This is a genomic window from Acinetobacter sp. YH12040, assembly GCF_013420005.1.
In the GTDB taxonomy this organism is placed as follows: Bacteria; Pseudomonadota; Gammaproteobacteria; order Pseudomonadales; family Moraxellaceae; genus Acinetobacter; species Acinetobacter amyesii.
The window spans coordinates 1-23,906 of sequence record NZ_VOZB01000013.1 but is presented as its reverse complement, the minus strand read 5'-3'; the positions used below and the strand labels follow the sequence as shown (position 1 = coordinate 23,906).

Below are 23,906 nucleotides of genomic sequence, written 5' to 3'. Positions count from 1 at the left end.
AATAATTCTGTGTAAATGTGGTTTTAAAAATACTTGGTTACACGTTCATCAAACATGATACTAAAACGATTCATGGCAGCTTTCCAATTCTGAATGGGCATCGTCCATTTTTTGCTTGCTGCCATAATCGCTAAATATACCACTTTTTTCACAGATTCATCGGTTGGGAAGATTTTTCTTTTCTTGGTGGCATGGCGAATGACACTGTTCAAGGATTCAATTGCATTGGTGGTATAAATCGCCTTGCGAATGTCCATTGGATAGGCAAAGAACGTGTTGAGATTCGACCAGTTGGCAAGCCATGATTTACTGATTTGAGGATATTTATCGTCTCACTTTTGACCAAATTCATCCAGGGATGACATACAATCGATACAGCGCATCATTATTATTGAAAATGGTGCCATGATGAATAGGGTATTTGATTGGTATATGCAGTTGCCTCTTGAGTGGCAGTCGAGCCTGTTTGTCTATCGTGGGCATGGGGCCAACATTAAAACAGTAGTTAAATTATTAGAACAAGTATCGGATAACTGCTTGTTGGCATTTTATGGTGATCTTGATCCGTATGGGATTAATATTGCCTCTCATTTTTATAAAATACGTCCTTTAGCCCTGATTGTGCCTAGTATCTGGCAGGAGATCACAGTCACTCATATCGACAACAATGTGAATAAATTCTTGAAGCAGATCGTTCAGACTAGGGATATTGCATTTGATCAAGCTGAACCTTTGATTTTAAGAGAGCTATTTCATCATGTTGATCCTAGCCAAAATAATGGACAGTACTTCCCTCTAAAGATAACGTAACGTTAACTTTGGAGATCCAAGAAATGGCCAAACGTTTTAATCCCAAATTTAAACAGCAAGCAATTGATTATGCACTTTCAAACTCACACGAGCCTACAGCTGCAATCGCCCAGAAATTAGGTGTGGGTTATTCAACTTTAGACAAATGGATTCGTGAAGCCAATCCAGTGGGTTCAAGCAAACGTCAACTTTCACCAGAACAACAGCGGATATTGGAATTAGAGAAAGAAGTCAAACAGCTTAGGGAAGTCAATGACATCTTAAAAAAAGCGCATGTGTACTTTCTGACAGATCATGCCAAGAAAAGTACACGGTAATTCAAGATCTGGATGTGAATGAAGTCACTGTATCTTCTGTCTGTAAATGCCTGGGTGTCAGCACTTCAGGCTATTATGCCTGGCGAAAGCGCCAGACCAATCTAGCGCAGAAATATAATGATTTAAAAGCCGTATATTGGCAGCATCATGCACGATTGGGTGCACCTTCATTGGTACATGACATGCATGATTTAGGTTACAGCATGAGCGAACGAACCGTTGGAAGAATGCTTAAAAAGCTTGGTTTACGTAGCAGGATTGCACGTAAATACAAGCATACGACTGATTCAAACCATCGTTTGCCTACAGCACCTAACTTGTTAGATCGTCAATTTACGGTCAATGAACCCAATAAGATCTGGACAACAGATATTACCTATATCCGTACTAAGCAAGGTTGGCTGTATTTATGTGTGATGCTGGATCTATTCAGCCGTCGTATTGTCGGTTGGCAAACCAGCTATCGAATAGACCGTCAATTGGTATGTGATGCGTTTCATTATGCAATGGCTCGTCAGGGGTATCCAATGGGTGTCATGGTACATTCGGACCAAGGCTCACAGTACTGTAGTCGTGATTTTAGGGCGCTATTATTGACGAATAACTGCGTTCAAAGTATGTCACGCAGGGGAAACTGCTGGGATAATGCAGTGACCGAAAGCTTCTTTCATACATTGAAAGTTCATGTGGTCCATGGCAGTGTATTTGCCACTCGAAAAGAAGCGAATGCTGTCTTGTTTGACTATATTGAGATTTATTACAATCGAATCAGAAGACATTCTGCAAACGGCTGTTTAAGCCCAGAAGCCTTTGAACAGAAATATTTCAAGAATTTAGAGGGATTTGTTGTCCACGATACTGTCTAGGATCAAAAACTAGATCACCTACCTGTATATCTTCGATTTTTTTCCAAATTCTCCGTGGTAAATTTAGATCCCTCTGTACACGCACTAGAGTACCCGCAATAAAACACCCAGTAAGTGCTGGTATTTCTTTCAATTTATCACCCATAAAAAATGTCCCCTATTATTTGTTAATGATAATGTATGACTGTTAATTTTTTATCGTTCAAATTCTATTCTATTTAACATAATCAATGTTATACGAAATACAGATGTTAGAACCCATTTAAAGTGTCTGTATTCTCACCAATAAAAATGTCTAGTTTATGATGATTTAACCATCATGGACTGGATATGAAATATAGATGCTGATCACTATGTCTGACAAAGAAATTCAACGTCTTGCGGTTCTGCAAGACGTTCGAGATCATCGTATTACCCAAGTCCGTGCTGCTGAAATCCTGAATCTTTCCCCCGTCAAATTACCCGGTTATTGCAGAAGCTCAATCAAGATGGTGTTTCAGGTCTGGCTCATGCCAGTCGTGGTCAACCTGGCCATCGTCGCCATGATGACTTGTTAAAAGCAAAGTGCCTTTCCATTATTTCTGAACATCTGCTGGGCTTTGGGCCCACCTTGGCGCATGAGAAGCTCAGCAGCATGTTTGAGCTGAATATTCCTGTGGAAACAGTTCGTCGCTGGATGACTGCCAATGAGCTCTGGATTCCGCGATCCAAGCGTCTGAAACGTCCATATCAGCCTAGATATAACCGTGATTGCTTCGGTGAACTGATCCAGATTGATGGCTCCTATCATGACTGGTTTGAAGGACGATCCGCCAAATGCTGTTTGCTGGTTTATATCGATGACGCCACTGGAAAGCTGTTGCATCTGCGCTTTTGTGAGGCTGAAACGACCTTCGACTATATGCTTTCCACGAGAGCCTACATTAAGCAATATGGCAAGCCTTTGGCCTTTTATAGCGATAAACACTCAGTATTCCGAGTGAATCAGAAATCGAGCCAAGACAGCAAGATCACGCAATTTGGGCGGATTCTGAATGAGTTAAACATCGATATTATTTTTGCCAACTCACCACAGGCCAAAGGACGTGTGGAACGTGCTAACAGGACACTTCAGGATCGTCTGATCAAAGAGATGCGTCTGGAAGGCATCAGTTCGATTGCTGAAGCCAATGCTTGGCTACCCTGCTTCATTGAGCAGTTCAATCAGAAGTTCGCCAAGTGTGCGCGTAACTCAAAGAATTTACATCGACCATTAACCGAATCTGATCTTGAACTGGATGATATTTTTACCTGGCAGGAACCACGTAAGGTCACCAAGAATCTAACCCTGACGTATGACAAATGTATTTATATGCTTGAACCGACTGAATTGAACCAGAAATTAGTTGGACAATACATTTCATTTCTGGAGTACCCGGATGGCACTGTTGCGATCATGTATGAAGGACGGAAGATCAACTACAGTATCTTCAATAAACTGACTGGACTGCAGCAGAATGAAGTGGTTGAGAATAAACGGTTAGGCGCAGTTCTGGCCCATATCCAACAACAGCATGAAGAGTTGGAAAAACAGAATAAACGTTCCCGTGCCAAGAAAAGTATGCCGAGTCGTAAAGCTCAGAAAGCTAGCAATGAACAAAGAAATTTAAATCCTGTTCTTGACTCTTGCAGTTAAAAACAGGACATTTTAAATGGTTTATCGCATAGACATTTTAATTGGTGAATAACAACAGCTTTTTAAATTGTGTTATAATTCAGTATGCTAACACCTAGTTTACAGCCCACTCACCCTCGAGTGGGCTTTTTTTATGATTTTTCACGTTCCACGCCTATTCTTTAATCAATGTTCCACGGTTTTATTTAATGTTGCTGAACAATCAATGGATACCAGTAAAGCCCTTTAGGTCTTCTGTTGCTTCAAATATAAAGTCTCTACGATCAAGGATTAGACAATCTTTATTGTGTCGTCTGACTGATCTTGTGGCTTTGCTAATATCATGGCAATCCCAAGATTTGGGATAATACTTTATTAAAGAACGGACAATCTTGTTTTTATATTCTGAGTTTTCTATAATCTTAATTATGTTACATAATCAAGATTGATAATAAAAATGACGCAAAATAAGCATGGTGGTGCACGCAAAGGTTCTGGCCGTCCTTTTGTCTATAACGAACCGACCAAGGTCATTCGGGTGCCAGAGTCTCGTGTATTGGAAATCAAGAAATACCTGAAAAAAAATGACACTCCAAAGTTTAACGATATTTCCTCTATTACATTGCTTGAGACAAAAACACATTATGAGATTCCTGTTGCTTTGCAAAAAGTTGCTGCAGGCTTCCCTTCCCCTGCTCAGGACTATATCGATAAGACCCTTGATCTAAACGAGTTTCTTATTCAAAACCAACAGGCAACCTTTATCGTTGAAGTGGAATCCTTATCCATGCGTGATGCAGGGATTGATCTGAATGACAAGCTAATCGTTGACCGTAGTATTGAAGCCAAGCATGGGGATATTGTTCTGGCATTGATAGACAATGATTTTACGATTAAACGTTTAATGATTGAGGGTAATCAATGCTGGTTGCAGGCGGCTAATCCTGATTTTGCTGATATCTATTTGAAAGATAATCAAACCATGCTGATTTGGGGTGTGGTTACCAGTGTGATCAAGAAGTTCAGATGAGCAGTTACGAGCGGATTTATGCCCTGATTGATATTAACAACTGTTATGTCAGTTGTGAGCGGGTATTTAATCCCAGTCTAAACAACAAACCTGTCATTGTTCTCAGCAATAACGATGGCTGTGCTGTGGCAAGAAGTAATGAAGCCAAAGCGCTGGGCATCAAAATGGGCGTTCCTCTCTTTCAAATACAAGATATTGTTCAGCAACATCAGGTCGTGGTGTTATCCAGTAACTATGCTTTATATGCTGAAATGTCCAAGCGTTTTCATTCAATTTTGGCTAGTTTTGTTGCGCCACCTGAACAGGAAATCTATTCAATTGATGAGTGTTTTTTAGACCTGACCAGTTATGCACAAAATTTTGACTTAACTCAGTATGCGCATCACATGAAACAACGATTGTTGGATTGGATTGGCTTGCCCGTCTCGATTGGTATCGGGCGTAGTAAAACTGAAGCCAAAATGGCCAACCATCTTGCCAAAAAAAGACAGGGTTTCAAGGGTGTGTGTAACTTACTCAATATGGATTTCCTAGATCAGGAAATGCTTTATTCAGACATTGAGGTCGGTGAAGTTTGGGGCGTTGGTCGTAAGTTAGTTAAAAAACTAAATGCCATGGGAATCTATTCGGTACTGGATTTAGTGATGCAAGATTCTCATCGCATGGCGAGCCTTTTTTCTGTGGTAATGCAAAGAACAGTATTGGAGCTGCAAGGTGTTTCTTGTATGCAGTTAGATGATGCCCCTCCCCCCAAACAGCAAATCATAGCAAGTCGTTCATTTGGTGAAAAAGTTACCGAGCAAGATGATCTCAAAGAGGCTATGGGCAAGTATGTACAGGATGCGGTCATACGTTTACGAGCAGACGCTTCCTTATGTGGATGTGTCATTGCTTTTGTGCAATCGAATCCTTTTGATTCAAAGGTTCCCTATTACAGTAAATCGTTGGCTTTTGAGTTTCCTGAACCGACGGATTGTGTTTTGGATCTGATTAAAACAGCTATGCAACTGCTGGAACACATTTATAAATCTGACGTGAAATATAAAAAGTGTGGTGTAATTCTGACGGATTTAATTGCTAAGCAGCGCTTTACTCCTGACCTGCTGACGGACCACAGCCAGCGTGAAAGTAATGAAAGCCTCATGCAGACTTTAGAAGCGGTACAGGCGAGATATGGGAAAACTAAATTAGCTGTTGGCAGCTGCTACTTGCCACAACGAAAGTGGTCCATGAATCGTACCCATTTGACCCAAAACTATTTCAGCTGGCAGGGATTATTAAAGATCAGCCATTAAATTAATTAGCCTCACCTATTTGGTTTAAGTCAGCTTAATGAAGAACTCGACACATAAGCCGACACAGGCTTGATCCTCAGTCAACCATTTAACAACGTAAGTATGTTGTTTGGGATCCATGTAACACCTCTCGAGGAAAAGGTGGTTAGTAATAAAACTCTGCTCAAGCAAATTTATTGGGTTAACTGTCAGTTTTCACCATCTCATGTCCTTTATTTCTAGAACATTCTAGACTTTTCTCGACCTAGAATTTTTATTCTTTAAAGGTGTCATTCAACGCCTGTTGCACAGCATCAATACGTAATTTGCAGGCTTTATAGGCAGTCATGGACTCTTCAACGATCGCCATAAGGTTATCAATATCCGGTTCTTCCTGAGATTCAAGAAATTCGGCATTTTTCTTGAGAATTTCATAACCTTTCTTGAAACTTAGTTCTTCATTGTTCATGTGCGTTTACCTGTGTCACGGTGGCATCAATGGTGCCATCCTTAAGTTCAATCTGTAATTGCTGGTCAGTAATCTGCTGTATGGAACGGATGGCTTTGCCTTGGCTACGGACAATTGCATAGCCCTTGGCCATCACATTACGTGGATTCTGTAGCAAGGTTTCCCTCATCAATGACTCTACCTGCTGTGAAGCTAGTTTAATCTGTTGTTGAGCAAGATACTTAGTATCACTCTTCAGCATATCAACTCTACGTTGGGCTTCATTGATCTGGTTCTGTGTCAGAGTTTTGATAGTTTTCAGATACTGATCACTCTGGCTCTGGTAGGTGATCAACTGGTGCTGTGACAGTAGCTTGATGGTCTGCAAAGCAGTACTAACTTCATTGACTCGCTCCACAATCAGGTTACGGATCCCTGCGATCACTTTACTCGGAGTATCAAAGGAACGGTGTGCAATTTCATCCAAAATAGTGTGGTCTTTCTCGTGGCCAATACCGACCCAGATAGGCACAGTTCTTTTACACAGCAGTGCGGCCAGATCATAATCATTCAGGTAAGCTAGGTCATTCACGGCTCCACCACCACGGATAATCACAATAAGGTCTGGTGCTATCAAGTAATCTTGAGCCCACTGTCTTAAGGCACGGCCCAAAACCTGAATGATGCTGGCAGAAGCAGTATTACCCTGAAAAGTTGCTGAATGATAAACGAAATGGCAGACACCAGCCTGAGCCAGGGCATCCGCATCTTTTTTAAAGTCACCTAACCCTGCAGCATTTTCCGGTGCAATGACCAAGACATTCTGAATATCAAAGGGTACCGGCAACTGTTTATTGTTATTGAGCAGGCCTTCCTCAGTCAGTCGCAGCAGAATCTGCTGATAGCGTTTGGCGATGTCTCCTAGAGTAAAGCTAGAGTCGATATCTTCGATATTGACCGAGAAGCCATATTGCGGATCAAATCTAGCTTTGACCTTGATCAGTACATTCAGGTCTTTCGACAGTTCAATACCACTTTCTCGTTCAAACTTTAGAACTATTTTTTGTGCCGTAAATTTCCAAATGGTGCCTTTACAACTAGCGATCACCTTATGGCTTTCTTCATCTTTCTCAGCCAACTCAAGATAATAGTGACCGCCTTTAATACTTAAATTACGGATCTCAGCCTTGACCCACACTGCCCCATCAAAAGTCAGATGGATGACTTCCTGTACAGTGGCAAGGTATTCACTAAGGCTGAGTTGTTGACGTTCTGACATGATGTAAAGGATAGCTAAAATATAAGGAGGTGAGATTTAACCTAATATTGATCAATTCTACTGCAAATCAGATGAGTTTATTGCAATTTTGAGAAATGTATAAGTTCTTCTTAGACACCTAGAGTGATCATTGAGATTTTTAGTTTAATTATACTTTTATATTAAAATAGATATATAATCAATAAAATCATTATATTTTACTATTTTAATAAAATTATGAAGCAATACTGTACACTGCAAATCTACCAAGACTATGAATGGCATGACTGTGCTTTGGTTGAGGTTACGGATGATCAAAATGCTGGATGGCAGGCAGCTACACGTACATCATATTTGTTCGAATATGCTATTTCATATATGGATCTAAGAGATGGTCATGCGCTTGCTTATGACTTACCAGTGAACGTTCAAAATAGATTGGAATCAACTTGGCCAGCATTTCTTATGGATCTATTACCTCAAGGATACGGCCGCAAAGAATTACTAATACAGCTTGATTTTTCTGAGAATGTTCAGGAACAAGCGGACTGGGCGCTTTTAAAAGCAGGCGCAGGAAATCCAATTGGGAATCTGCGAGTCAAAGAGGCTCATGAGTGGTTACAAAGTCATTTCCCAAAGCTGCAGAATCAGGGATTTAGCCTAAGCCAAATTATTGAACGTAAAGAGAAGTTTATTGAATCGCTCGCATCTTATGGACTTTTTATTGCTGGTTCATCTGGTATTCAGGGTGAGTGGCCAAAATTGTTGTTAACACAAGGTTATGATGATCTTTTCTATCTAGATCATACTCTTCCAGATGATCAAGTTAAGCAGCATTGGTTGGTTAAATTTAGCCGCGGCAGTGATCAAAATTTGAATAAAATCCTGATGAACGAAGCTTTGTATATGAAAGTCGCTCAGTACTTGCAACTACGTGTACACCGGGATCTTGAGCTACATGGCAAGACTTTGTTTATTCCAAGATTTGATCGCAAAGTAATTAATGGCAAAGTTGAAAGAATTGCTCAGGAAAGCCTTGCATCTCTAGGTGGGAAGGCGGGCTTTGGGGTTAGAATGACCCATAATCAAATATGTACCCTGCTTATGGAGGCTTGTACCGAACCAAAGCAGGAAGTATTTGAGTATTTGAAGCGTGATCTCGCAAATGTTGCCTTAGGCAATAAAGATAACCATACTCGCAATACAGCAATCCAACGCTTCAATAATGGTAAAATTCAGCTCACACCATTATTTGATTTTGCGCCAATGTGGTTACATCCTGATGGTATTGCACGTACTACTCGTTGGGAAAGAGATGATCATGGTGGTATGCCACTTTTGAGTTCTGTGATTGAGCAGATAGCTGAAAGCACTTCGATTGGTCCACAAGAAATTAAAACTTTATTAATTGAACAGTTACCAATTTATCGGGGATTGTTAGAAAAGATGCAGGCTCTTCAAGTAGCGGATGAAATTCTGGAAAATAGCCAATATCGAATAATCAATATTTGCCAGCAGTTGGAGGAGATCAGCCATGGATAAACGTTTTAAACCATTGACCCCTATTCAACAAATGGAAAAAAGACTATCTGTGCTTGAAACCATCAATAATCATCCAGACTGGTCTTTTTATCAAGTTGCTCGATTTATTCGAACAGAGCTACATTTAACACTGAATGATATGGCTAAAATTACTAAGATTGCGCCACAGACACTGCAAAAAATGGAGCAACCAGGGAGCAATCCTACTTTGAAATCCATGCAGAAATTACTCGATACTTTCGGTTTACAATTACAAATAAAAGTTAAATGATTTTTAATTCTGAGCCATCGGTTTTTCTAAAATCTTATCCGTTTAAGGATACAAAGAGGAAATAAACAGGCTCTAGGTTGTTTTATGATTATTTTTAGACAAACGACTCCAAAACCTTATGTAGCAAGGGTTTTGTCTCTACAGTAATTAATTTGTTTTTGAAAAAATGGAGTAGAGTGTTTGAAATATGAATAATCGAATTCGGTTTCTGTAAGCACAGTAATTTCATCTGCATGTGCTTTATATTCATCTATATTTTCGAGTAATTCATCCTCTGAGAATGGGAGTTTTTTTTGATTTTCAGTGTCGTTCATAGAGTCATATCCTGAGAAGTTATTTAGATCATCATAAACCAGACATTTTTAATGGTGAGAATACAGACACTTTAAATGGTTTCTAACACAAAAAAGGGAGCTTATAGCTCACTGCTGTCCCATAGTTTGATTTAAATAAAAAAACCTGAGTCTGAATCGTTAAAATATAAGTGCGAACCAACACTTTAACGACCAAGGACTCAGGTTTTGTCATATCAGAATACCGTATTTCATCAATTGATTAAACCCATACTCCGACAAGATTTTGAACGTCTTGTTCAAATACATCATGTCGGTCAGAAATTTAGAGCCGCTTCAAGATGGGATCAGTTCATTGCCATACTGATGTCTCAACTTTCCTGCAGACAAAGTCTGCGGGATATTCAATCTAATCTAGAGTGTCAACAAGAAAAGCTGAATGCTCTCGGAGCAAAGTCTATCACCCTCGCAGTACACTGGCTCGAATCAATCAGGAACAGCCTGCAGCCTTGTATGAACAGCTATTTTACACCTTGCTTAAATCTTATGAACACTCAAAAGTAGCTCATAAATTCCGCTTTAAGAATCCCTTATATTCCCTGGATGCCAGCCATATTGATCTGTCATTTTCCTTATGTGAATGGGCCAAAGTGCATGAATCCAAAGCCAGCATGAAACTTAGCGTTGGCTTAAATTACAGCAATACCATTCCTGAATTTGTGGCGCTTGGGGATGGCATTGAAAATGATATGGTACAAGGCAGAGCATTCAAATTTCCTGCTGGCAGTATTGTCGTATTTGACAAAGGATATATTGATTATCAATGGTTTGCCCAATTGACTCATCAAAAGGTCAGTTTTGTCACCCGATTGCGCCCAAAGACAGTTTATCAAGTGAAATCTAGCCGCAGCGTATTAGCATCTAAAGGTATTATTGCGGATGAATGGATTGAATTAAGTAGTGCTTATGCAAAGAAAAGAGGTGCTCCCAAATTATTAAGACGTATAGAATTTTATGATACCGATAAGAACAGGACGTTTGAGTTTCTGAGTAATAACTTTCATCTGGCAGCATTAACGATTGCTGCAATTTATAAAGACCGTTGGAAAGTGGAGCTGTTCTTTAAAGCACTTAAACAGAATTTAAAATTAAAGTCATTTCTAGGCCGAAGCCGTAATGCCATACAAACTCAAATTTGGATCGCGTTAATCGCCTATTTGCTGGTGAGTTTCGCTCAACATCTGGGGAAAGAAGGCTGGACAGTGCAGCGCTTACTCAGAATCATTCAAGTGAATTTGTTTGAAAGAAAAACGTTAAAAGCTTTATTCTCACCCGATAAAATCCCCATTAAACAAGAGGAAGCTTATTTAAGCTTCCTCTTGTGAAAAATTGTGGGACAGCAGTGGCTTATAGCTACCTTTTTTATCGTTACACATTAAATCCTATATGTTTTCCTGTTGGAAGCTCCACATCAATACGGAGCTTACCACCCATTGCCTCAACATACTTTTTCATGGTTGAAATCTTTAAATCATTACCACGATTTTCAATTGCTGAAAGTGATGGCTGTTTTATTCCCAAAGTTTCAGCAAGTTCTTTTTGGGAAATCTCTAACTCTTCTCGAATAAGATGGAGCTGAGTCTCTAACAGTAGCTCATCAGCCATTTTTTTAATACGTGCTTGGCTCTCTGGAGAGCGACTAACCAATAATTCCTGTAAGGTTTTAGCCATTAGATTGTTCTCCTAGGGTTGAGAGATGAAGTTCGTATTGCTGTTCTGCAATGTCCAGCATCTCTTTTATAGAAACGCTTTTTACCGCCTTTATCACCGATGCAAAGCACAATGGCCTGTCGTAATGGATCAAATGCAAAAAAGGCTCTAAGTGGTTTACCTCTATGCTGAACGCGTAGCTCTTTCATATTGGTAAATTTAGAGTCATACACGGTATCCACTAAAGGGCGACCTAAGCTAGGTCCCTGCTGCTGTAGAACGACCAAAGCTGCGAGGACTTTCTCTTGTGTTGATTCATCTTGCTGCTCAAGCCACTCATTAAACAGATCTGTTGTGATGACTGTCCACATATCACAACCAAAATATAGATTATAGTCTATATTTTATAGTGAACTTAGTCAGTTTTCAAATGGTAATAAAAAACCCCGACATCCTGTCGGGGTTTTTCGTGTTTGGTTGCAAGGTATAACTTCTGTCGTACCTAACCATCCTTGTGCTGATCTTTCTTATTCTTGTTGTTTGGAGCTTCCTGCTTTCCTTGACTACATCATAAGAAATAAAGCTTTGATCAGCTAGAAGCAGATTCCTTAAATTACTGTACGTCAAAGCGTACAAAAATGGCTTAAAAATAGCCCCAGAGTTATCCCCATAAATTGTGGATTTTTTTCAGGTTGAAAGCCTTATAGATTGTAGGTGATTTTCTGTTTTGAGTGTTTTTTGAGCAAAAATGTTGGCAAAAAATATCAAAACCGCTCATAAAAAAGCCGACTTGTTTCAAAATCGGCTTTTTGTGCATTTTTAGATTTTTCTGGTTTTATTAAGTATCTGATATTTATATTAATATACAAGTGTATTGCGTATAATCGCCATTATGTTAAATAGAGGGAAAATCTATTTTTAAAGTGATAAAATTATTGCAGTTATTTTAAGAATAGCTGCTTTTGATACTTGATCATCTATCCTAATTAAAAACTGTTTTTTAATAATTTGGAATATAAATAAGATTTAGTTAAAATTAACATTATTCATATAAATTAACATTATGTATTACATTTACTAATAATTTAAAATAATTAGTAGAAAAAAATTATGTTTTAATTATTTCTTTGATTATATAAGTTGAGAGTAAAAAATGATTAATACGGAATTTTCAAAGTGTATTTCTGCATGTACAAACTGTTCACTTATTTGTACTGAATGTGCAACTTCTTGTTTAAAAGAAAAAGATTTAGAGATGATGCGTGAATGTATTCAACGTTGTCTAGAATGTGCAGATATTTGTCAGTTATGTGTGCGTATGCAACAACATAACTCACCTTTCCTCAAAGAGATTTGTGAGCTTTGTGCTAAGATCTGTGAATATTGTGCGGAAGAGTGTGAAAAACATTCACATGATCATTGTAAAAAATGTGCTGAGGCTTGCCGTCAGTGTGCAGAAGAATGTCGAAAAATTGCCATGTAAAATACTTCAATAATGTTAATTATATGCTCTAGACTAACATAATCATTCTGCTAGTCTAGAGCCTTTCCTAAAATTAACATAATACACCTTATACGAAGCCAAAAATGGGAGCTTTAAGCTCCCATTTTTAGTCTTTAATTCGCTTTTTCGCTTCGTCATAAACTATGCTATCAGCTCGTTTTCCGACGGTAATGAGCAGGATAACTACCTGATCATCTTTAACTTGATAGACAAGTCGGACACCAGCTTTTAATAATTTGATTTTATAGCAACCTGCAAGATCGCCTCTAAGCATATTCTTTGGAATATGTGGCTGCTCTATGACTTTGGCTAGTTTCTTTTTAAATTGATCTCGTATAGCAACAGGGAGTTTTCCCATTCTGCTGTAAAGTCCTTGTGACGTAAAAGCTTATAAGTCATCTAATGTGACTTCCTCAAACATCTCTTTAGGATCATTAATGCGCTTACGGACAAGAGCTAATAATTCTTCATCTTCTTCCGAAAGCAAAGCTTTTTTGACAGGCAGTTTCCCAGTCGTAGCAACATACTCAAGAATACTAGTGAAGAAATCAGTAGGTGCAATACCTTGCTCTTTAAGGATTGAATAAGATTTTTCTTTAAGGGCTTCATCGATCCTGAAGTTAACAGTAGCCATCATATTTCCCAAGTATTTAATGTACTAGGAATATTGTAATGCAAATTGCATTACAAGTCGACTTCGCATAACAGCCATTATGTTAAATAACTTTTAGAAGCTTTAGTACAAGCTTGACAGATTGTCTTATCATTATAAAATAACCTTATTCAAATCATCCTCCCAAGAGTAACGCCAATGAAGTAAGTCATTTTCTCATCATTATTTTTAAACTTTTGATGTGCAAAATAGATTCTACTTGTGGCTATATATTCTTGGTCTCTACTTTATATCCTAAATAATATATTGTTTTTTATAAGTTAATCTTCACTATTTTGCATATCCTCTACATGAGGAATTTTTTATGCAACATGCATGTATTGCTTCAAACTTAAATTTAGAATTTTCTACACAGAAAATGTTTGATCAGCTAAACATTACGCTTTTATCAGGACAGGTTTCTGCATTAATTGGACGTAATGGTTTAGGTAAATCCCTATTGTTCAGAATATTAGATCAAAGCCAAGCTTTAGATATTCATTATAGTGGTCAAGTTTCATGGAATATCCAACATGATTATTTGGCACAATTAGAACGCCTTAATGCTGAAAATATTGCACAAGCATTAGAGGTAGATCATTTACATCATGCTTTTCGGCGTATAGAGAACAATACAGCTAGTTTTGATGATTATGAGTTAGTTGAAAATACCTGGGATTTACCACAAAAATGGCAAAATATACTTGAAAATGCTGACTTACCTACGGATTTGAACTTTCCAACAGAAAAACTGAGTGAAGGACAAAAAACAAAGCTGGCTTTATGTCGTTTGTTTTTAAAAAAGGATCACTATCTACTTTTAGATGAACCAAGCAACCATTTAGACTCAACATCTAGACAATGGTTAATTGAGAGTATTTTGGCACACCCTAGTGGTGTATGCCTGATTAGTCATGATCGCCAATTACTCAATCAAGTCCAACATATTTATGCTTTAACTGAATTAGGCTTACAACACTACAAAGGTAATTATGAGCATTACATTCAACAGCATCAGCTACACATGGATGCATTAACTCAGTCTATTAATAATGAGAAAAAAGAATTAAAGCAGTTAAAACAACGGCAACATGATAGCTTAATGAAAGCGAATAAACGTCAATCTAAAGGCAATGAACTTCGTGATTCTAATTCTCAAGCAAAGATTTTTCTAGATTTCAAAAAGGAAAATGCTGGACAAAGCTTAGGTAAGCTACGTGCCCAACAAACTCGACAAACTGATGATTTGAAAAATAGTCTGATTAATAGGCAGACCATTGTAGAAAAAATCAAAGCTCAGAAGTTTGAATTCCACTTACAGAGTACGAAGCAAGGAGAGATTTTAAGAATTCATGATTTAAAGCTACCCCATACAGCAACAAATAAAATTAATTTTGCATTGAAAGCTGGCGAAAAAATCCATCTTAAAGGTGCTAATGGAATTGGTAAATCAACCTTATTGAAATTGATTTCTACCCATCAACGTGATGATATTTTCTTTAGTGGAACATGTTTGTATTTAGATCAAAACTTTAGTTTATTAAATAATGATTTATCCGTAATCGAAAACCTTGCACTTTATAACTCCAATCTTACTGAAGTTGAGTGGAGAAATTTGTTAGGTCAGTTACGTATTCGTCGTGAAAAAGCTTTATTAAAACTATCAGAACTGAGTGGTGGTGAAAAATTGAAAGTCGCATTATTAGCAATGAGTCACTATCCTGATGGTATTGATTTATTATTGCTTGATGAACCAGAAAATCATTTAGATATTGAGTCTAGAGAGCTTCTATCGCAGGCTATTAGCCAATATCAGGGCGCTGTAATTTTAGTTTCACATGATCATTTTTTTGTTGAACAGTGTGAAATATCTGAAGAGTATTTAATTGAGTAAAATGACATTTTCAAATATATAGATTTATTAGTTCTACTAAAATTAACATAATACACCTTATACGAAATGCTCTTCATTTCTCTTTAAAATTCAGTGTTTTATGTTGATGTAAAAAGCCCAATCCTTCCCGATTGGGCTTTTTACGTGATTTTTATCGTTCCACGCCTATTACTTGATCAATGTTTCACGACTTTGTTCATATCAGTTAAACAATCGTGGTTAATCATAGGGTCTAAAAAAACGGCTCCAAAAGCCTCTTTTCGGTTGCTCCGGTTCAACATGTTCCGGTACTGGAATACGCTTGTTTTCTGCCTGCTCCGGAGTAGTCAATCCGTCATCTTTAGGTTTAGCCAAATTAGGCTCACGATCTGCTTTAGATGCACTTGGTTGTATAGCATCCTCATCAGAAAAAGTAGTCATGTTAGCTTGAGGAGGCTTCATCTCTATGAGTGTAAGCAAGGTATCAATACGAGAATTAGCTTTAGCTTCACGATCTTCCGCTTTTTCTAATTGTTTCTTTAAAAAATCAATCTGATTTTTGAGTTCAACAACTGTATTATCAGTGTATTCAGGTGTATCAGAGTTTTGTCTTATAGATGTATCAAGACGTTTTGTATCTGTTCTACCAAAAGGTTCACCATATACACGAAGTAATTCTGAAAAGTCGATAGAACCATCATGGTCACGACTTAATACACCGTTTTTTATATCTTTATAAAGTGTAGCTCGAGATTTTTTATACAGTGTTGCTGCATCACTAACACTGTATTTTGTACTTGTTTTCATAATGTATTGCTATGTATTTACGATACGTATTAGTGAATACAATAAGTGTATTCACTAATACTCTCAAGGTTTAAAGCCTAAGTTCTTTAAATAAGGTAAAAACTGCTTTTGTTGTTTAGGATCTCTTAGCATATCTTTTATTTTTGAGGCTAGTATTTCATAGCTTTCGCCCTGTAGTGCTAAGTGAGACAGTTCATGCAGTCGAGATAGCTGATTCCCAAACATATTGATTTGAGCATCTGTTAGCTTATAAAAATCCTTCGATATATTTGGATTTTGGTGACTAATACTTTTAGCTTTTTCTTTAAAAGAGAACATGATGTGAGTAACTTTACGGCCTGTTTTTTTCTGCTCATATCTCACGTTTAAAGGACTGTATTCATTTATTTGATCTACAGCAGTATCAATCACTCGTTTTTTGAAGTCGGCAAATAGTGGGTATTTTTTACCTAGTTCTAGCATTGTCCTTAGATTATCTACTGAGATTTCACGTTTACCGATTTGTCTATATTGCACTAGTAGCTCATAAATACGGATACCGTACCCGCTATTGATTCCAGCAATGTCTGATAGTGCGTATTTAGTAAACTCTCGACTTAAGTTAGAAATAAAAGGCAAGATTGGTTTTGAGAAACGGATACCAATAACACTTTGGCTATCTAAAAATTGGATTTCTTGTACCCATCTCATTTTGATAGATTTATCGTCGATACTGAGATTAATTGACCTTTCATAAAGTCTATTAATACCCTCTTTTAAATCTCTGTAAGCTGTTTTTTCATGTACTCCTAAGAGCTGTAATTCTCCAACACTTACAGGATATAACTCATCATCTGTGATGGGTTTATTCTTAGGAATACGTGCTATTGCGGCTAAAACAATACGTTGCTCTACGGCACTCAATTGATATGAAGCTTCTATAACTTGATTTGATTTTACAACTTGATTCTTATCCAAAATAAAACCATTAATTTTTTTAATATATGACAAATATATACTTGTCATAGTTAGTAGTCAATCCGTCATAGTTAAGTAGTCAATCCGTCATAGTTAGTAGTCAATCCGTCATAGTTAGTAGTCAATCCGTCATAGTTAGTCGCTGAAACTATTGATACATAAGGAATACAGGCACCCTAAAAGATTTAAAATAATTAAAATAATTAAAAAAGGTAATTTGAAAAATTGCCCTATGTTTTCGCTTCGCTCAAACTCTATTGAATCTCGCTTTCGCTCGATTCGAGGGGCAATTTTTAGCTAATCTCGTTGTGACTTTAAAAAATCAAAAGCAACTCGGAATTCGCTACGCTCATGAGTTTTTTATGCTCGCTTCGCTCGAACGAGCAGCCAATATTAATTGTTCGCACCCATTCGGGATGCTCTGAAATCAAAGTGATTAATGGATAGGGAGCCTGTAATCAGAGAAAAAGCGAGACGAAATTTTGATTAATCTTAATCACTCGTAGACACTCGTTCGGGTTTTTTCTATATCAGTCTAAGATGGAAAACTGCTTTCTGAAATTTGTTATTTGTTTTACAGATTTTTTAGCCTAGTTGCATTTCTCATTCTAAATAAGCCTATTTTGCGTTTATTGGCCTTTTTAGCCCTGTTTACATAGATTTCCCTCTTTTTCGAAGAAATGCGCTTCAGTGCGATTCTAGGCAGTTTTATAGCGATGTAGAAAATTCTTCGATTCTAATTTAGAGCGATAGCCTTGTTTTGATGTTTTTGAATTTTTCATTTCTGGTCAGCAGATCAGAATGCACGCTTCCGCGTTTCTCTTTGAAGAAACAAAATTTAGATGTTTACCAAGCATTCACTGTACGTCAATTTAGCCAGTTAAACCGTTTATGATCTCGGCACATGCCGAATATTTTTGTCACACACCACGCATCTATCGATGACAACCCTCAAACCCTTACAGGATAAGGCATACACAGATTTTTAACAGGTAAAAAAAACGGGGCTGAAAAAAAGCGAAATATGAGTGTATCTATTTGAAAAAAAAGGAAAAACATCAGCCCATTAAGAAGGGCTGAAAAATGTGAGAAAACATGAATAAGTATTTGTTTTATAAAATGAAAATTAGGGGCTATGGATAAATATAGACCATAGCCCCGTTTTTTAGAAAAAAATTAAATAAGCAATTGATATATATTAACAAATAAAGGGGCGCTGATTTTTTTTACATTATTGCTTGTAAAGCGAATATTAGTAGTGTGCAAAATTAAAAAAACTCAGTATACATAACGAAATTTTTTAAAGAGAATTAAGTGATGGACAATATTATTCAGCTTTCTAAACCATGTACGCTTTGTGGAAATAGGCAGAATGTTCAGCTATTTGCTGGGCTAATGCTTTGCTCTCAATGTCAGGAAAATATCACGATAACCAATCCCAGTATGTTTACTACCAATGAACAAAAAACTCAGGATTAACCTGAGTTTCGTATAAGAGATTTTATGTTAAATGGCTAGTATGTGAAGCACTTGCTTCACATACTTTATGAATACTAATTATGGTTATGTTGGATCACTTTTCTAATGGAAAATTTCAGTCCATTAAATGTTTGAATACCATCTAATACTGCAAATCTGATTGGAACATTAACCTTTTTATAGTCTCGAAACGTCATTTTAATTTTCACAATTACTTTTTCTTCATTTTGAAGAGTATATGCTTTGACTATCCCATAGTAGTCAGCTTCTTTACCCTTTATTCCATCGGCGTGAAAATTGTCTTTTCGAACATCTTGTCCACTAGTTATGCTTTTTCCAGCATGGTTATAACCACCATCTGCTGTTATGAATGCATGATCTAATACATCACCACTTTCTTCTTTCTCTAAATTTTCTACGCAATTACGTAAATTATTTTTCTTTAAATCAGATAATTTTCCGAGTTTACGTATGGCGATTTGTATTTTCTCAATTGCTTTTTCAGTTTCTTGTCGAGGAAAGATTTCATTCAAATCTCCTCCAATGATTAAATGCTCATTATTCAAATCAAAAGCTATAAAGTCATAAGCATTCATTGAATATTGAATTACTTTAATTAAATCAATTATTTCCTCATTCTCTACAGATTTTATTTTTGAAATTTCTCCTGCTATTCTGATGTTATCTCTGCGATTCCTTGCATTTTTTAAGTAGACAACTTTGAAGTCATTATCTTCAACGATCAAACTGGTTTCGATTGAATTGTGGGTAATTTCATCAAGATTGAAAGATGTATTATTTTCACCTAAAAGAAAAAAATCATTAGGTTGCTGTAATAGAGAAAAAATCTTTTCCAGTTCTGCTTTTGGAAGAGCATAAAAATAAGCTCTTTTATTTGTAAATTTTATGTGATCAGCTAATTGCTTATCTAAAGCTTCCTGTACTTGAATAAGCTGTTTTTTAACGTCGCCTGAATCCAAGTTTTTAATCTTAGCGCTCAGAGCTTTAAAGGTATTAGAGTTGCTAAAACCCATACTAGTAAACTTAGTGTTTATTTCAGCACATAGTGTTCCCCGACGTTTGAGAAGATCAATTTTAAATAGAATATCTTTCTTTAAAGCATCAATATCATCTTGAGGATTCGTTTTTTCGTTCATGAATTATCTCTAATATAAAAAGTGTAATTTTTAATCAATCAAGTTTTTATGGGTATTAAGACTTATGTTTTCAATAGATTTTTCTAATTAATTTTAAATTTATCAAGACACCTATAGTCATTATAGACTATAGCCAAATTGTTCTATTGTTATGGTATCTCCTAGGTACTAGGTAAATGGGTATTTATTCAGGAGACAGATCTGACTCTAACTTATGGACATATTTGTCTTTAGCCTATAGAAATATATGTCTATAGTTTTTGATTTCATATATATGATTTTAGTGATAAATTTTATCACAAATATGACTTGGTATCAAAAAATGGTAGCTGAAAAAAGTACGCTCCAACGAACACAAAAGAAATGGAGCAAAGAGATACTTGATGAAGGTTTCTGTATTGTTCCTTCTATTCTCTTACGCGCGCAAAAGCGTATAGGTGTTAACCCTTCTCAGTTAATTTTATTAATACAACTTCTTGATTATTGGTGGGATGCAGGAAACAAACCTTTCCCTAGTAAAAAAGATTTAGGAAATCGTGTTGGCTTGGGTTCCAGACAAGTACAACGTTACTTAGCAGACTTAGAAACAGCTGGTTTAATAAAAAGAGAAGCAAGAATCGTTGCAGGAAAAGGACGAACTACAAATAGATATGATTTATCTGGTTTAGTCGAAAAATTAAACGAATTAGCTCCTGAGTTCAAAGAAACTCGTGAGCTTAAAAAAGCAGTGGAAAGAAGAGGAGGCGATGATCGCCTGAAACTAGAAAGCAAAAACCCCACTATATAGCGGGGTTTAGCTCATTTTTGATAATAGAGTCGCCTCTAAATCGAGACTCTCTATATCTTTCTTATTACATTCTAAAAGAATTAGGAAAATTTGCAAGTGTCATATTCAATCCCTTCAATCAGATTTGCATCGTACGAAAGCTTTTTCAATGTTCCCAATAATGCATCTGCATTGAATGGAGCTTATAGTTGGTGTCGCCTAATATCATCACAATTATTTTTAATGATTGGTGATTTTGAAGTCATGCTTCGGAGTCATCTACATATTTGTTTATCTAAAAAATATGTGCAGCCAACAAGTCATAGTGAATATTGGTTTATTGATCATGCTGTCTTATCTAATATTTATAATCAGTACCAAGGATTACCTCATAAACCAAGCAAGACTCAACTAAAAACATTAAAAAATTCTATAAGGTTCTCATCTCCATTTCAGTTATCACCTGACTGTCAAAGTATGGTTATTAATGCTATTTTGGATTTATTAAAAAAAAATCGGAGACATTTCCCCTTACCTGACGACATTGTGGCTAATTTGAGTTTTGGCTTCTGGGTAAGTTTAATGAATGGTTTGAAACACCCGCATCATACCAATAGTTTGAGTAGTGTTTTGCGTGAAATTTTTCCTAGTTTTCAGGGAAATTTCGACATAAATTTATTGAATGAACAGGTTGATACATTATTCAGACTAAAAAACATCCGCAATAGAATTAGTCATCAAGATAGTATTTTAAAAACACCAGAGTCAAAGTATCCTCAGCGTGAGTTTATTCCGAAAAAACCACAACATCTGATTGTTAGCTTAAAAAGATTGATGGACTTGCTTGAAATATTTTTAGTTAATATTAATCCTGCTTTCTTAACAGAAGTTAAAAAAACACAGTATTGGATGCTCCTTAATACTTTGTTAGATGTAAATATTTTAGAAGTGTTAAAAATTTCTGGTGGTGATACAAGTTCCTATTTATTACCTATTTTATTAAGTCAATTTAACGCGAAGCATAATTCAACAGTTCATCTCCAAGTTTAAGTAGTTCTTCTACAATTAACATAATACAGATTATACGAAAGGACTGAGTTCTGTATGCTACAGGGCTTAGTCCTTTTAGTTTCATCTTTATTCTTAATAAAGTTTTATAAAGAAGACTTCTGAAACATCAGCTTGGCTTGGAATGACTACAATACAATTAGAGTACGTGAATTTATTTAACTTATGATTTCCCGTGTCTTCAGCAATATCAATCAAGAATTTTCCAGAGTCATCCTGTGTATAATTTCCAAATAATAATTGCATTTTATCGGTAGTTTCATAATTTTTAATGAATCCTCTGTGAAAATTATTTTTTATAAAATTAGGGTCAGTTCTATTTAAAATATATCTCACTCCGACATTCATCGTCATCGCAATATCATCAACATCTCCTAGGAGGTTCACGATAGTTGCTTTGTCTTCAATAGTGTGAGTTTTTAAACCTCTATAATGACCTTGGGTATCTAATATTTTTTCCATTTTATTGATTGGATGTGAACGATGATCACTTCTAAAAACTTTAAATTTTTCCTCATTTAACGTGAGCATGTTGATTGGACTATTAGTTGATGATTGATCAAAAGTAGCAAGTTTAGGTAAAGTTAAAATACCACCACTTGAAGAACTAGCGCTGCAAACTAAAATTAAATCGTACTCTGCTGCCAATACTCGAAATTCATCAGTAAACTGCTCTTGTGAAGATGTTAAAGCGGGATTAATAATAGGATTTTTTTGTTCAATTTCACTTTTAAAAGCATGCTCTAATCTAATTGGTTTTAAGATTTTGACTCCAACATCATCGTAACCCCATTGCTGCAAAATATTTTGAACATAAATACATTCTTCACTAATTTTTTCTTCATTATCATAGTTATACATACTAACTATAATGATTTTAGGTTTTTTATATACCTCAATTTCTCTTAAACCAGCTCTCGATAACACGATTACTTTTTCAGCATTAATTTTTTCATCTTTTTGAACCAAACACTCATCTTGTTGAATAATGCTTCCTTTTTTTATCACACCTTCAAATTTTTCTATTGGTGAAAGAACCTTATAGGAAAAGGGATCTTCAAGATCTAACCTACTATCATCTTCTTGAATAACAGCATCTATTTCAGAAGGTAGTTCGATATTTTTAGGAAGCCTAATAATAGAATCTTCTTTGTAATCAATTTGATATATATCTTTGGATCTATAAAGCTCTGCATCCCAAAAATACATGTTATTAATTTTTAAAAAGTGATTTACTTTGATATTTTGAGTCATATGCGAATTTATTCCCCAGCCGGCAAATTTTGATAAATTTTTAGCCGGGTAATCATTTAAAGCGATAACATTTTCTGCAACTCTCCTACCTATAGCTTTATCCAAAGAAATAAATTCTGCTGGATAGCCTTTAGGGAGTCGTGGGTGCAGTCCATGAAGCATATCTATTAATTGTCTAGGAAAATCATCTGGAAAATTTAATTCGAGTTTCATTATTAAGTGCCTAAAAAATCATAAAACATGGATATTTCTAATCAATATTAAAGTATGACAATAAGCTAAGATTTTTTATTATTTAAAACATATTCAATGTTTTTAAATAAACCCAACTTAGTAAGAATTAATTGAAGTTAGCATCTTAAGATACTACTGTCCCATAGTTTGATTTAAATAAAAAAGCCCGACATCCTGTCGGGCTTTTTCGTATTGGTTCGCTTGGCATAACTCCTGTCATGCCGCCGATCCTTGTGCGATTATTTATTTTTATTCTGAGGAACATCCTGTTCTCTTATGACTTCATGATATTGAATACAAGGGATTCTGAATATCCGCAAAACCCCTAAATTCATGTGCGCTCAGGCGTACAAAATTGGTGAATTTTTATCCCAAGAGTTGTCCGCAGAAATTGGGGATAATTTAAGCCAGCGCTGGGTTGATAACGCAGAGAAAAATGACAAATTGATTAAATATTGATCAATTTTATTGGCAAGAACTATCAAAATTGCTTAAAAAGAAACCGACTTGTTTCCAAGTCGGTTTTTTGTGGTTTTTCAGGGGGATGAATATTTCTTAACTATATGAAAAACAAGGATATTTTAAAAAGCATTTCGTATAAGCTCTATTATGTTAAATAGAATCAAAAAACCACCAATAAAATCGTTATAGTATTATTATTTATTGAGTAGATAAGAGAATT

The 23,906-nt window shown here is 36.1% G+C and carries 19 protein-coding genes and 5 pseudogenes; 12 read left to right on the top strand and 12 right to left on the bottom strand.

Annotated features, from left to right (window positions below; translation table 11 throughout):
* Window positions 1–23: 23 nt before the first annotated feature.
* Window positions 24–332, bottom strand: a pseudogene (locus FTT99_RS13730) (transposase); the annotation flags it as partial.
* 31 nt (window positions 333–363) lie between these two features.
* On the opposite strand from FTT99_RS13730, the gene FTT99_RS13725 reads away from it, so the two are divergent.
* From FTT99_RS13725 to FTT99_RS13705, 5 genes and pseudogenes are all read left to right on the top strand, one after another.
* A complete protein-coding gene (locus tag FTT99_RS13725; RefSeq protein ID WP_228291712.1) occupies window positions 364–810 on the top strand; it encodes a Wadjet anti-phage system protein JetD domain-containing protein in 447 nt (148 codons plus the stop codon).
* A gap of 23 nt (window positions 811–833) precedes the next feature.
* Window positions 834–1,993, top strand: a protein-coding gene (locus tag FTT99_RS13720; protein WP_154320140.1) for an IS3 family transposase whose coding sequence is annotated in 2 segments (ribosomal slippage) — window positions 834–1,068 and window positions 1,068–1,993 — 1,161 coding nt in all. Because the reading frame shifts where the segments join, the coding sequence is not laid out codon by codon here.
* Between the two features lie 341 nt (window positions 1,994–2,334).
* Window positions 2,335–3,668: pseudogene (locus FTT99_RS13715) on the top strand (ISNCY family transposase).
* A 436-nt stretch (window positions 3,669–4,104) separates the two neighbouring features.
* Window positions 4,105–4,677 (top strand): LexA family transcriptional regulator, encoded by a 573-nt coding sequence (locus tag FTT99_RS13710; RefSeq protein ID WP_000193118.1) that lies wholly within the window; start codon window positions 4,105–4,107, stop codon window positions 4,675–4,677.
* Complete coding sequence (locus FTT99_RS13705) at window positions 4,674–5,972, top strand: Y-family DNA polymerase (RefSeq protein ID WP_000100479.1); 1,299 nt, start codon at window positions 4,674–4,676, stop codon at window positions 5,970–5,972. The genes FTT99_RS13710 and FTT99_RS13705 overlap by 4 nt, the downstream gene beginning before the upstream one ends.
* Before the next feature lie 253 nt (window positions 5,973–6,225).
* Here FTT99_RS13705 and xseB read toward each other — a convergent pair whose 3' ends face one another.
* Window positions 6,226–6,420, bottom strand: a complete 195-nt coding sequence (xseB, locus tag FTT99_RS13700) for an exodeoxyribonuclease VII small subunit (protein WP_001058302.1) — start codon at window positions 6,418–6,420, stop codon at window positions 6,226–6,228.
* Window positions 6,410–7,678, bottom strand: a complete 1,269-nt coding sequence (xseA, locus tag FTT99_RS13695; RefSeq protein ID WP_000004127.1) for an exodeoxyribonuclease VII large subunit — start codon at window positions 7,676–7,678, stop codon at window positions 6,410–6,412. The genes xseB and xseA overlap by 11 nt, the downstream gene beginning before the upstream one ends.
* A gap of 216 nt (window positions 7,679–7,894) precedes the next feature.
* On the opposite strand from xseA, the gene FTT99_RS13690 reads away from it, so the two are divergent.
* Window positions 7,895–9,199, top strand: coding sequence for a type II toxin-antitoxin system HipA family toxin (locus tag FTT99_RS13690; RefSeq protein ID WP_000816116.1), 1,305 nt, complete (start codon window positions 7,895–7,897; stop codon window positions 9,197–9,199).
* Window positions 9,192–9,470: a helix-turn-helix domain-containing protein gene (locus FTT99_RS13685; RefSeq protein WP_000361155.1), complete on the top strand. Its 279-nt coding sequence runs from the start codon at window positions 9,192–9,194 to the stop codon at window positions 9,468–9,470. Before FTT99_RS13690 ends, FTT99_RS13685 begins: the two co-directional genes overlap by 8 nt.
* Before the next feature lie 116 nt (window positions 9,471–9,586).
* Here the strand turns inward: FTT99_RS13685 and FTT99_RS13680 are convergent, their stop codons facing one another.
* Window positions 9,587–9,784 carry a hypothetical protein gene (locus tag FTT99_RS13680; RefSeq protein WP_096902802.1) on the bottom strand — a complete coding sequence of 66 codons (198 nt, stop codon included), beginning with the start codon at window positions 9,782–9,784 and terminating at the stop codon, window positions 9,587–9,589.
* 207 nt (window positions 9,785–9,991) lie between these two features.
* Here FTT99_RS13680 and FTT99_RS13675 point away from each other — a divergent pair.
* Window positions 9,992–11,148, top strand: a pseudogene (locus FTT99_RS13675) (IS4 family transposase).
* A gap of 43 nt (window positions 11,149–11,191) precedes the next feature.
* On the opposite strand, the gene FTT99_RS13670 reads toward FTT99_RS13675, so the two are convergent.
* Both FTT99_RS13670 and FTT99_RS13665 read right to left on the bottom strand, forming a co-directional pair.
* On the bottom strand, window positions 11,192–11,494 hold the full coding sequence (locus tag FTT99_RS13670; protein ID WP_096902794.1) for a helix-turn-helix domain-containing protein: 303 nt from the start codon (window positions 11,492–11,494) through the stop codon (window positions 11,192–11,194).
* Window positions 11,487–11,844, bottom strand: a pseudogene (locus FTT99_RS13665) (type II toxin-antitoxin system RelE/ParE family toxin). Before FTT99_RS13665 ends, FTT99_RS13670 begins: the two are co-directional and overlap by 8 nt.
* 782 nt (window positions 11,845–12,626) lie before the next feature.
* Between FTT99_RS13665 and FTT99_RS13660 the strand changes: the two are divergent.
* The gene (locus tag FTT99_RS13660) at window positions 12,627–12,956 is read left to right on the top strand and encodes a four-helix bundle copper-binding protein (RefSeq protein WP_016658833.1); all 330 of its coding nucleotides are present in this window, start codon (window positions 12,627–12,629) and stop codon (window positions 12,954–12,956) included.
* 127 nt (window positions 12,957–13,083) lie between these two features.
* Here the strand turns inward: FTT99_RS13660 and FTT99_RS13655 are convergent.
* A pseudogene (locus FTT99_RS13655) lies at window positions 13,084–13,376 on the bottom strand (type II toxin-antitoxin system RelE/ParE family toxin).
* Window positions 13,366–13,611, bottom strand: coding sequence for a type II toxin-antitoxin system RelB/DinJ family antitoxin (locus tag FTT99_RS13650; RefSeq protein ID WP_000246755.1), 246 nt, complete (start codon window positions 13,609–13,611; stop codon window positions 13,366–13,368). The pseudogene FTT99_RS13655 and the gene FTT99_RS13650 overlap by 11 nt, the downstream one beginning before the upstream one ends.
* A gap of 343 nt (window positions 13,612–13,954) precedes the next feature.
* Here FTT99_RS13650 and FTT99_RS13645 point away from each other — a divergent pair, with 343 nt between their 5' ends.
* Window positions 13,955–15,523 carry an ATP-binding cassette domain-containing protein gene (locus FTT99_RS13645; RefSeq protein WP_159124549.1) on the top strand — a complete coding sequence of 523 codons (1,569 nt, stop codon included), beginning with the start codon at window positions 13,955–13,957 and terminating at the stop codon, window positions 15,521–15,523.
* Window positions 15,524–15,742: 219 nt separating this feature from the next.
* Here the strand turns inward: FTT99_RS13645 and FTT99_RS13640 are convergent, their stop codons facing one another.
* The 3 genes from FTT99_RS13640 to FTT99_RS13630 all read right to left on the bottom strand — a co-directional run bounded on the left by FTT99_RS13640 (window position 15,743) and on the right by FTT99_RS13630 (window position 19,902).
* Entirely contained in the window at window positions 15,743–16,309 is a 567-nt protein-coding gene (locus tag FTT99_RS13640) for a plasmid replication DNA-binding protein (RefSeq protein WP_180095444.1), read from the bottom strand.
* A 63-nt stretch (window positions 16,310–16,372) separates the two neighbouring features.
* Window positions 16,373–17,314: a replication initiation protein RepM gene (gene repM, locus FTT99_RS13635; RefSeq protein WP_373684808.1), complete on the bottom strand. Its 942-nt coding sequence runs from the start codon at window positions 17,312–17,314 to the stop codon at window positions 16,373–16,375.
* 1,505 nt (window positions 17,315–18,819) lie between these two features.
* Window positions 18,820–19,902: a hypothetical protein gene (locus FTT99_RS13630; RefSeq protein ID WP_180095402.1), complete on the bottom strand. Its 1,083-nt coding sequence runs from the start codon at window positions 19,900–19,902 to the stop codon at window positions 18,820–18,822.
* 247 nt (window positions 19,903–20,149) lie between these two features.
* Between FTT99_RS13630 and FTT99_RS13625 the strand changes: the two genes are divergently transcribed.
* Together FTT99_RS13625 and FTT99_RS13620 are read left to right on the top strand one after the other, a co-directional pair.
* Window positions 20,150–20,689 (top strand): helix-turn-helix domain-containing protein, encoded by a 540-nt coding sequence (locus tag FTT99_RS13625; RefSeq protein ID WP_257225954.1) that lies wholly within the window; start codon window positions 20,150–20,152, stop codon window positions 20,687–20,689.
* A gap of 96 nt (window positions 20,690–20,785) precedes the next feature.
* Window positions 20,786–21,718, top strand: a complete 933-nt coding sequence (locus tag FTT99_RS13620; protein WP_180095405.1) for an Abi family protein — start codon at window positions 20,786–20,788, stop codon at window positions 21,716–21,718.
* A gap of 93 nt (window positions 21,719–21,811) precedes the next feature.
* Here the strand turns inward: FTT99_RS13620 and FTT99_RS13615 are convergent, their stop codons facing one another.
* A complete protein-coding gene (locus FTT99_RS13615; RefSeq protein ID WP_180161608.1) occupies window positions 21,812–23,203 on the bottom strand; it encodes a hypothetical protein in 1,392 nt (463 codons plus the stop codon).
* Window positions 23,204–23,906 lie beyond the last annotated feature (703 nt).

Coding starts and splice junctions, on each gene's coding strand:
- xseA (WP_000004127.1), bottom strand. CDS start 7,678: ATGTCAGAACGTCAACAACTCAGCCTTAGTGAATACCTTGCCACTGTA.
- FTT99_RS13645 (WP_159124549.1), top strand. CDS start 13,955: ATGCAACATGCATGTATTGCTTCAAACTTAAATTTAGAATTTTCTACA.
- FTT99_RS13640 (WP_180095444.1), bottom strand. CDS start 16,309: ATGAAAACAAGTACAAAATACAGTGTTAGTGATGCAGCAACACTGTAT.
- xseB (WP_001058302.1), bottom strand. CDS start 6,420: ATGAACAATGAAGAACTAAGTTTCAAGAAAGGTTATGAAATTCTCAAG.
- FTT99_RS13680 (WP_096902802.1), bottom strand. CDS start 9,784: ATGAACGACACTGAAAATCAAAAAAAACTCCCATTCTCAGAGGATGAA.
- FTT99_RS13705 (WP_000100479.1), top strand. CDS start 4,674: ATGAGCAGTTACGAGCGGATTTATGCCCTGATTGATATTAACAACTGT.
- repM (WP_373684808.1), bottom strand. CDS start 17,314: ATGACAAGTATATATTTGTCATATATTAAAAAAATTAATGGTTTTATT.
- FTT99_RS13625 (WP_257225954.1), top strand. CDS start 20,150: ATGTCTATAGTTTTTGATTTCATATATATGATTTTAGTGATAAATTTT.
- FTT99_RS13685 (WP_000361155.1), top strand. CDS start 9,192: ATGGATAAACGTTTTAAACCATTGACCCCTATTCAACAAATGGAAAAA.
- FTT99_RS13690 (WP_000816116.1), top strand. CDS start 7,895: ATGAAGCAATACTGTACACTGCAAATCTACCAAGACTATGAATGGCAT.
- FTT99_RS13650 (WP_000246755.1), bottom strand. CDS start 13,611: ATGGCTACTGTTAACTTCAGGATCGATGAAGCCCTTAAAGAAAAATCT.
- FTT99_RS13670 (WP_096902794.1), bottom strand. CDS start 11,494: ATGGCTAAAACCTTACAGGAATTATTGGTTAGTCGCTCTCCAGAGAGC.
- FTT99_RS13710 (WP_000193118.1), top strand. CDS start 4,105: ATGACGCAAAATAAGCATGGTGGTGCACGCAAAGGTTCTGGCCGTCCT.
- FTT99_RS13660 (WP_016658833.1), top strand. CDS start 12,627: ATGATTAATACGGAATTTTCAAAGTGTATTTCTGCATGTACAAACTGT.
- FTT99_RS13630 (WP_180095402.1), bottom strand. CDS start 19,902: ATGAACGAAAAAACGAATCCTCAAGATGATATTGATGCTTTAAAGAAA.
- FTT99_RS13615 (WP_180161608.1), bottom strand. CDS start 23,203: ATGAAACTCGAATTAAATTTTCCAGATGATTTTCCTAGACAATTAATA.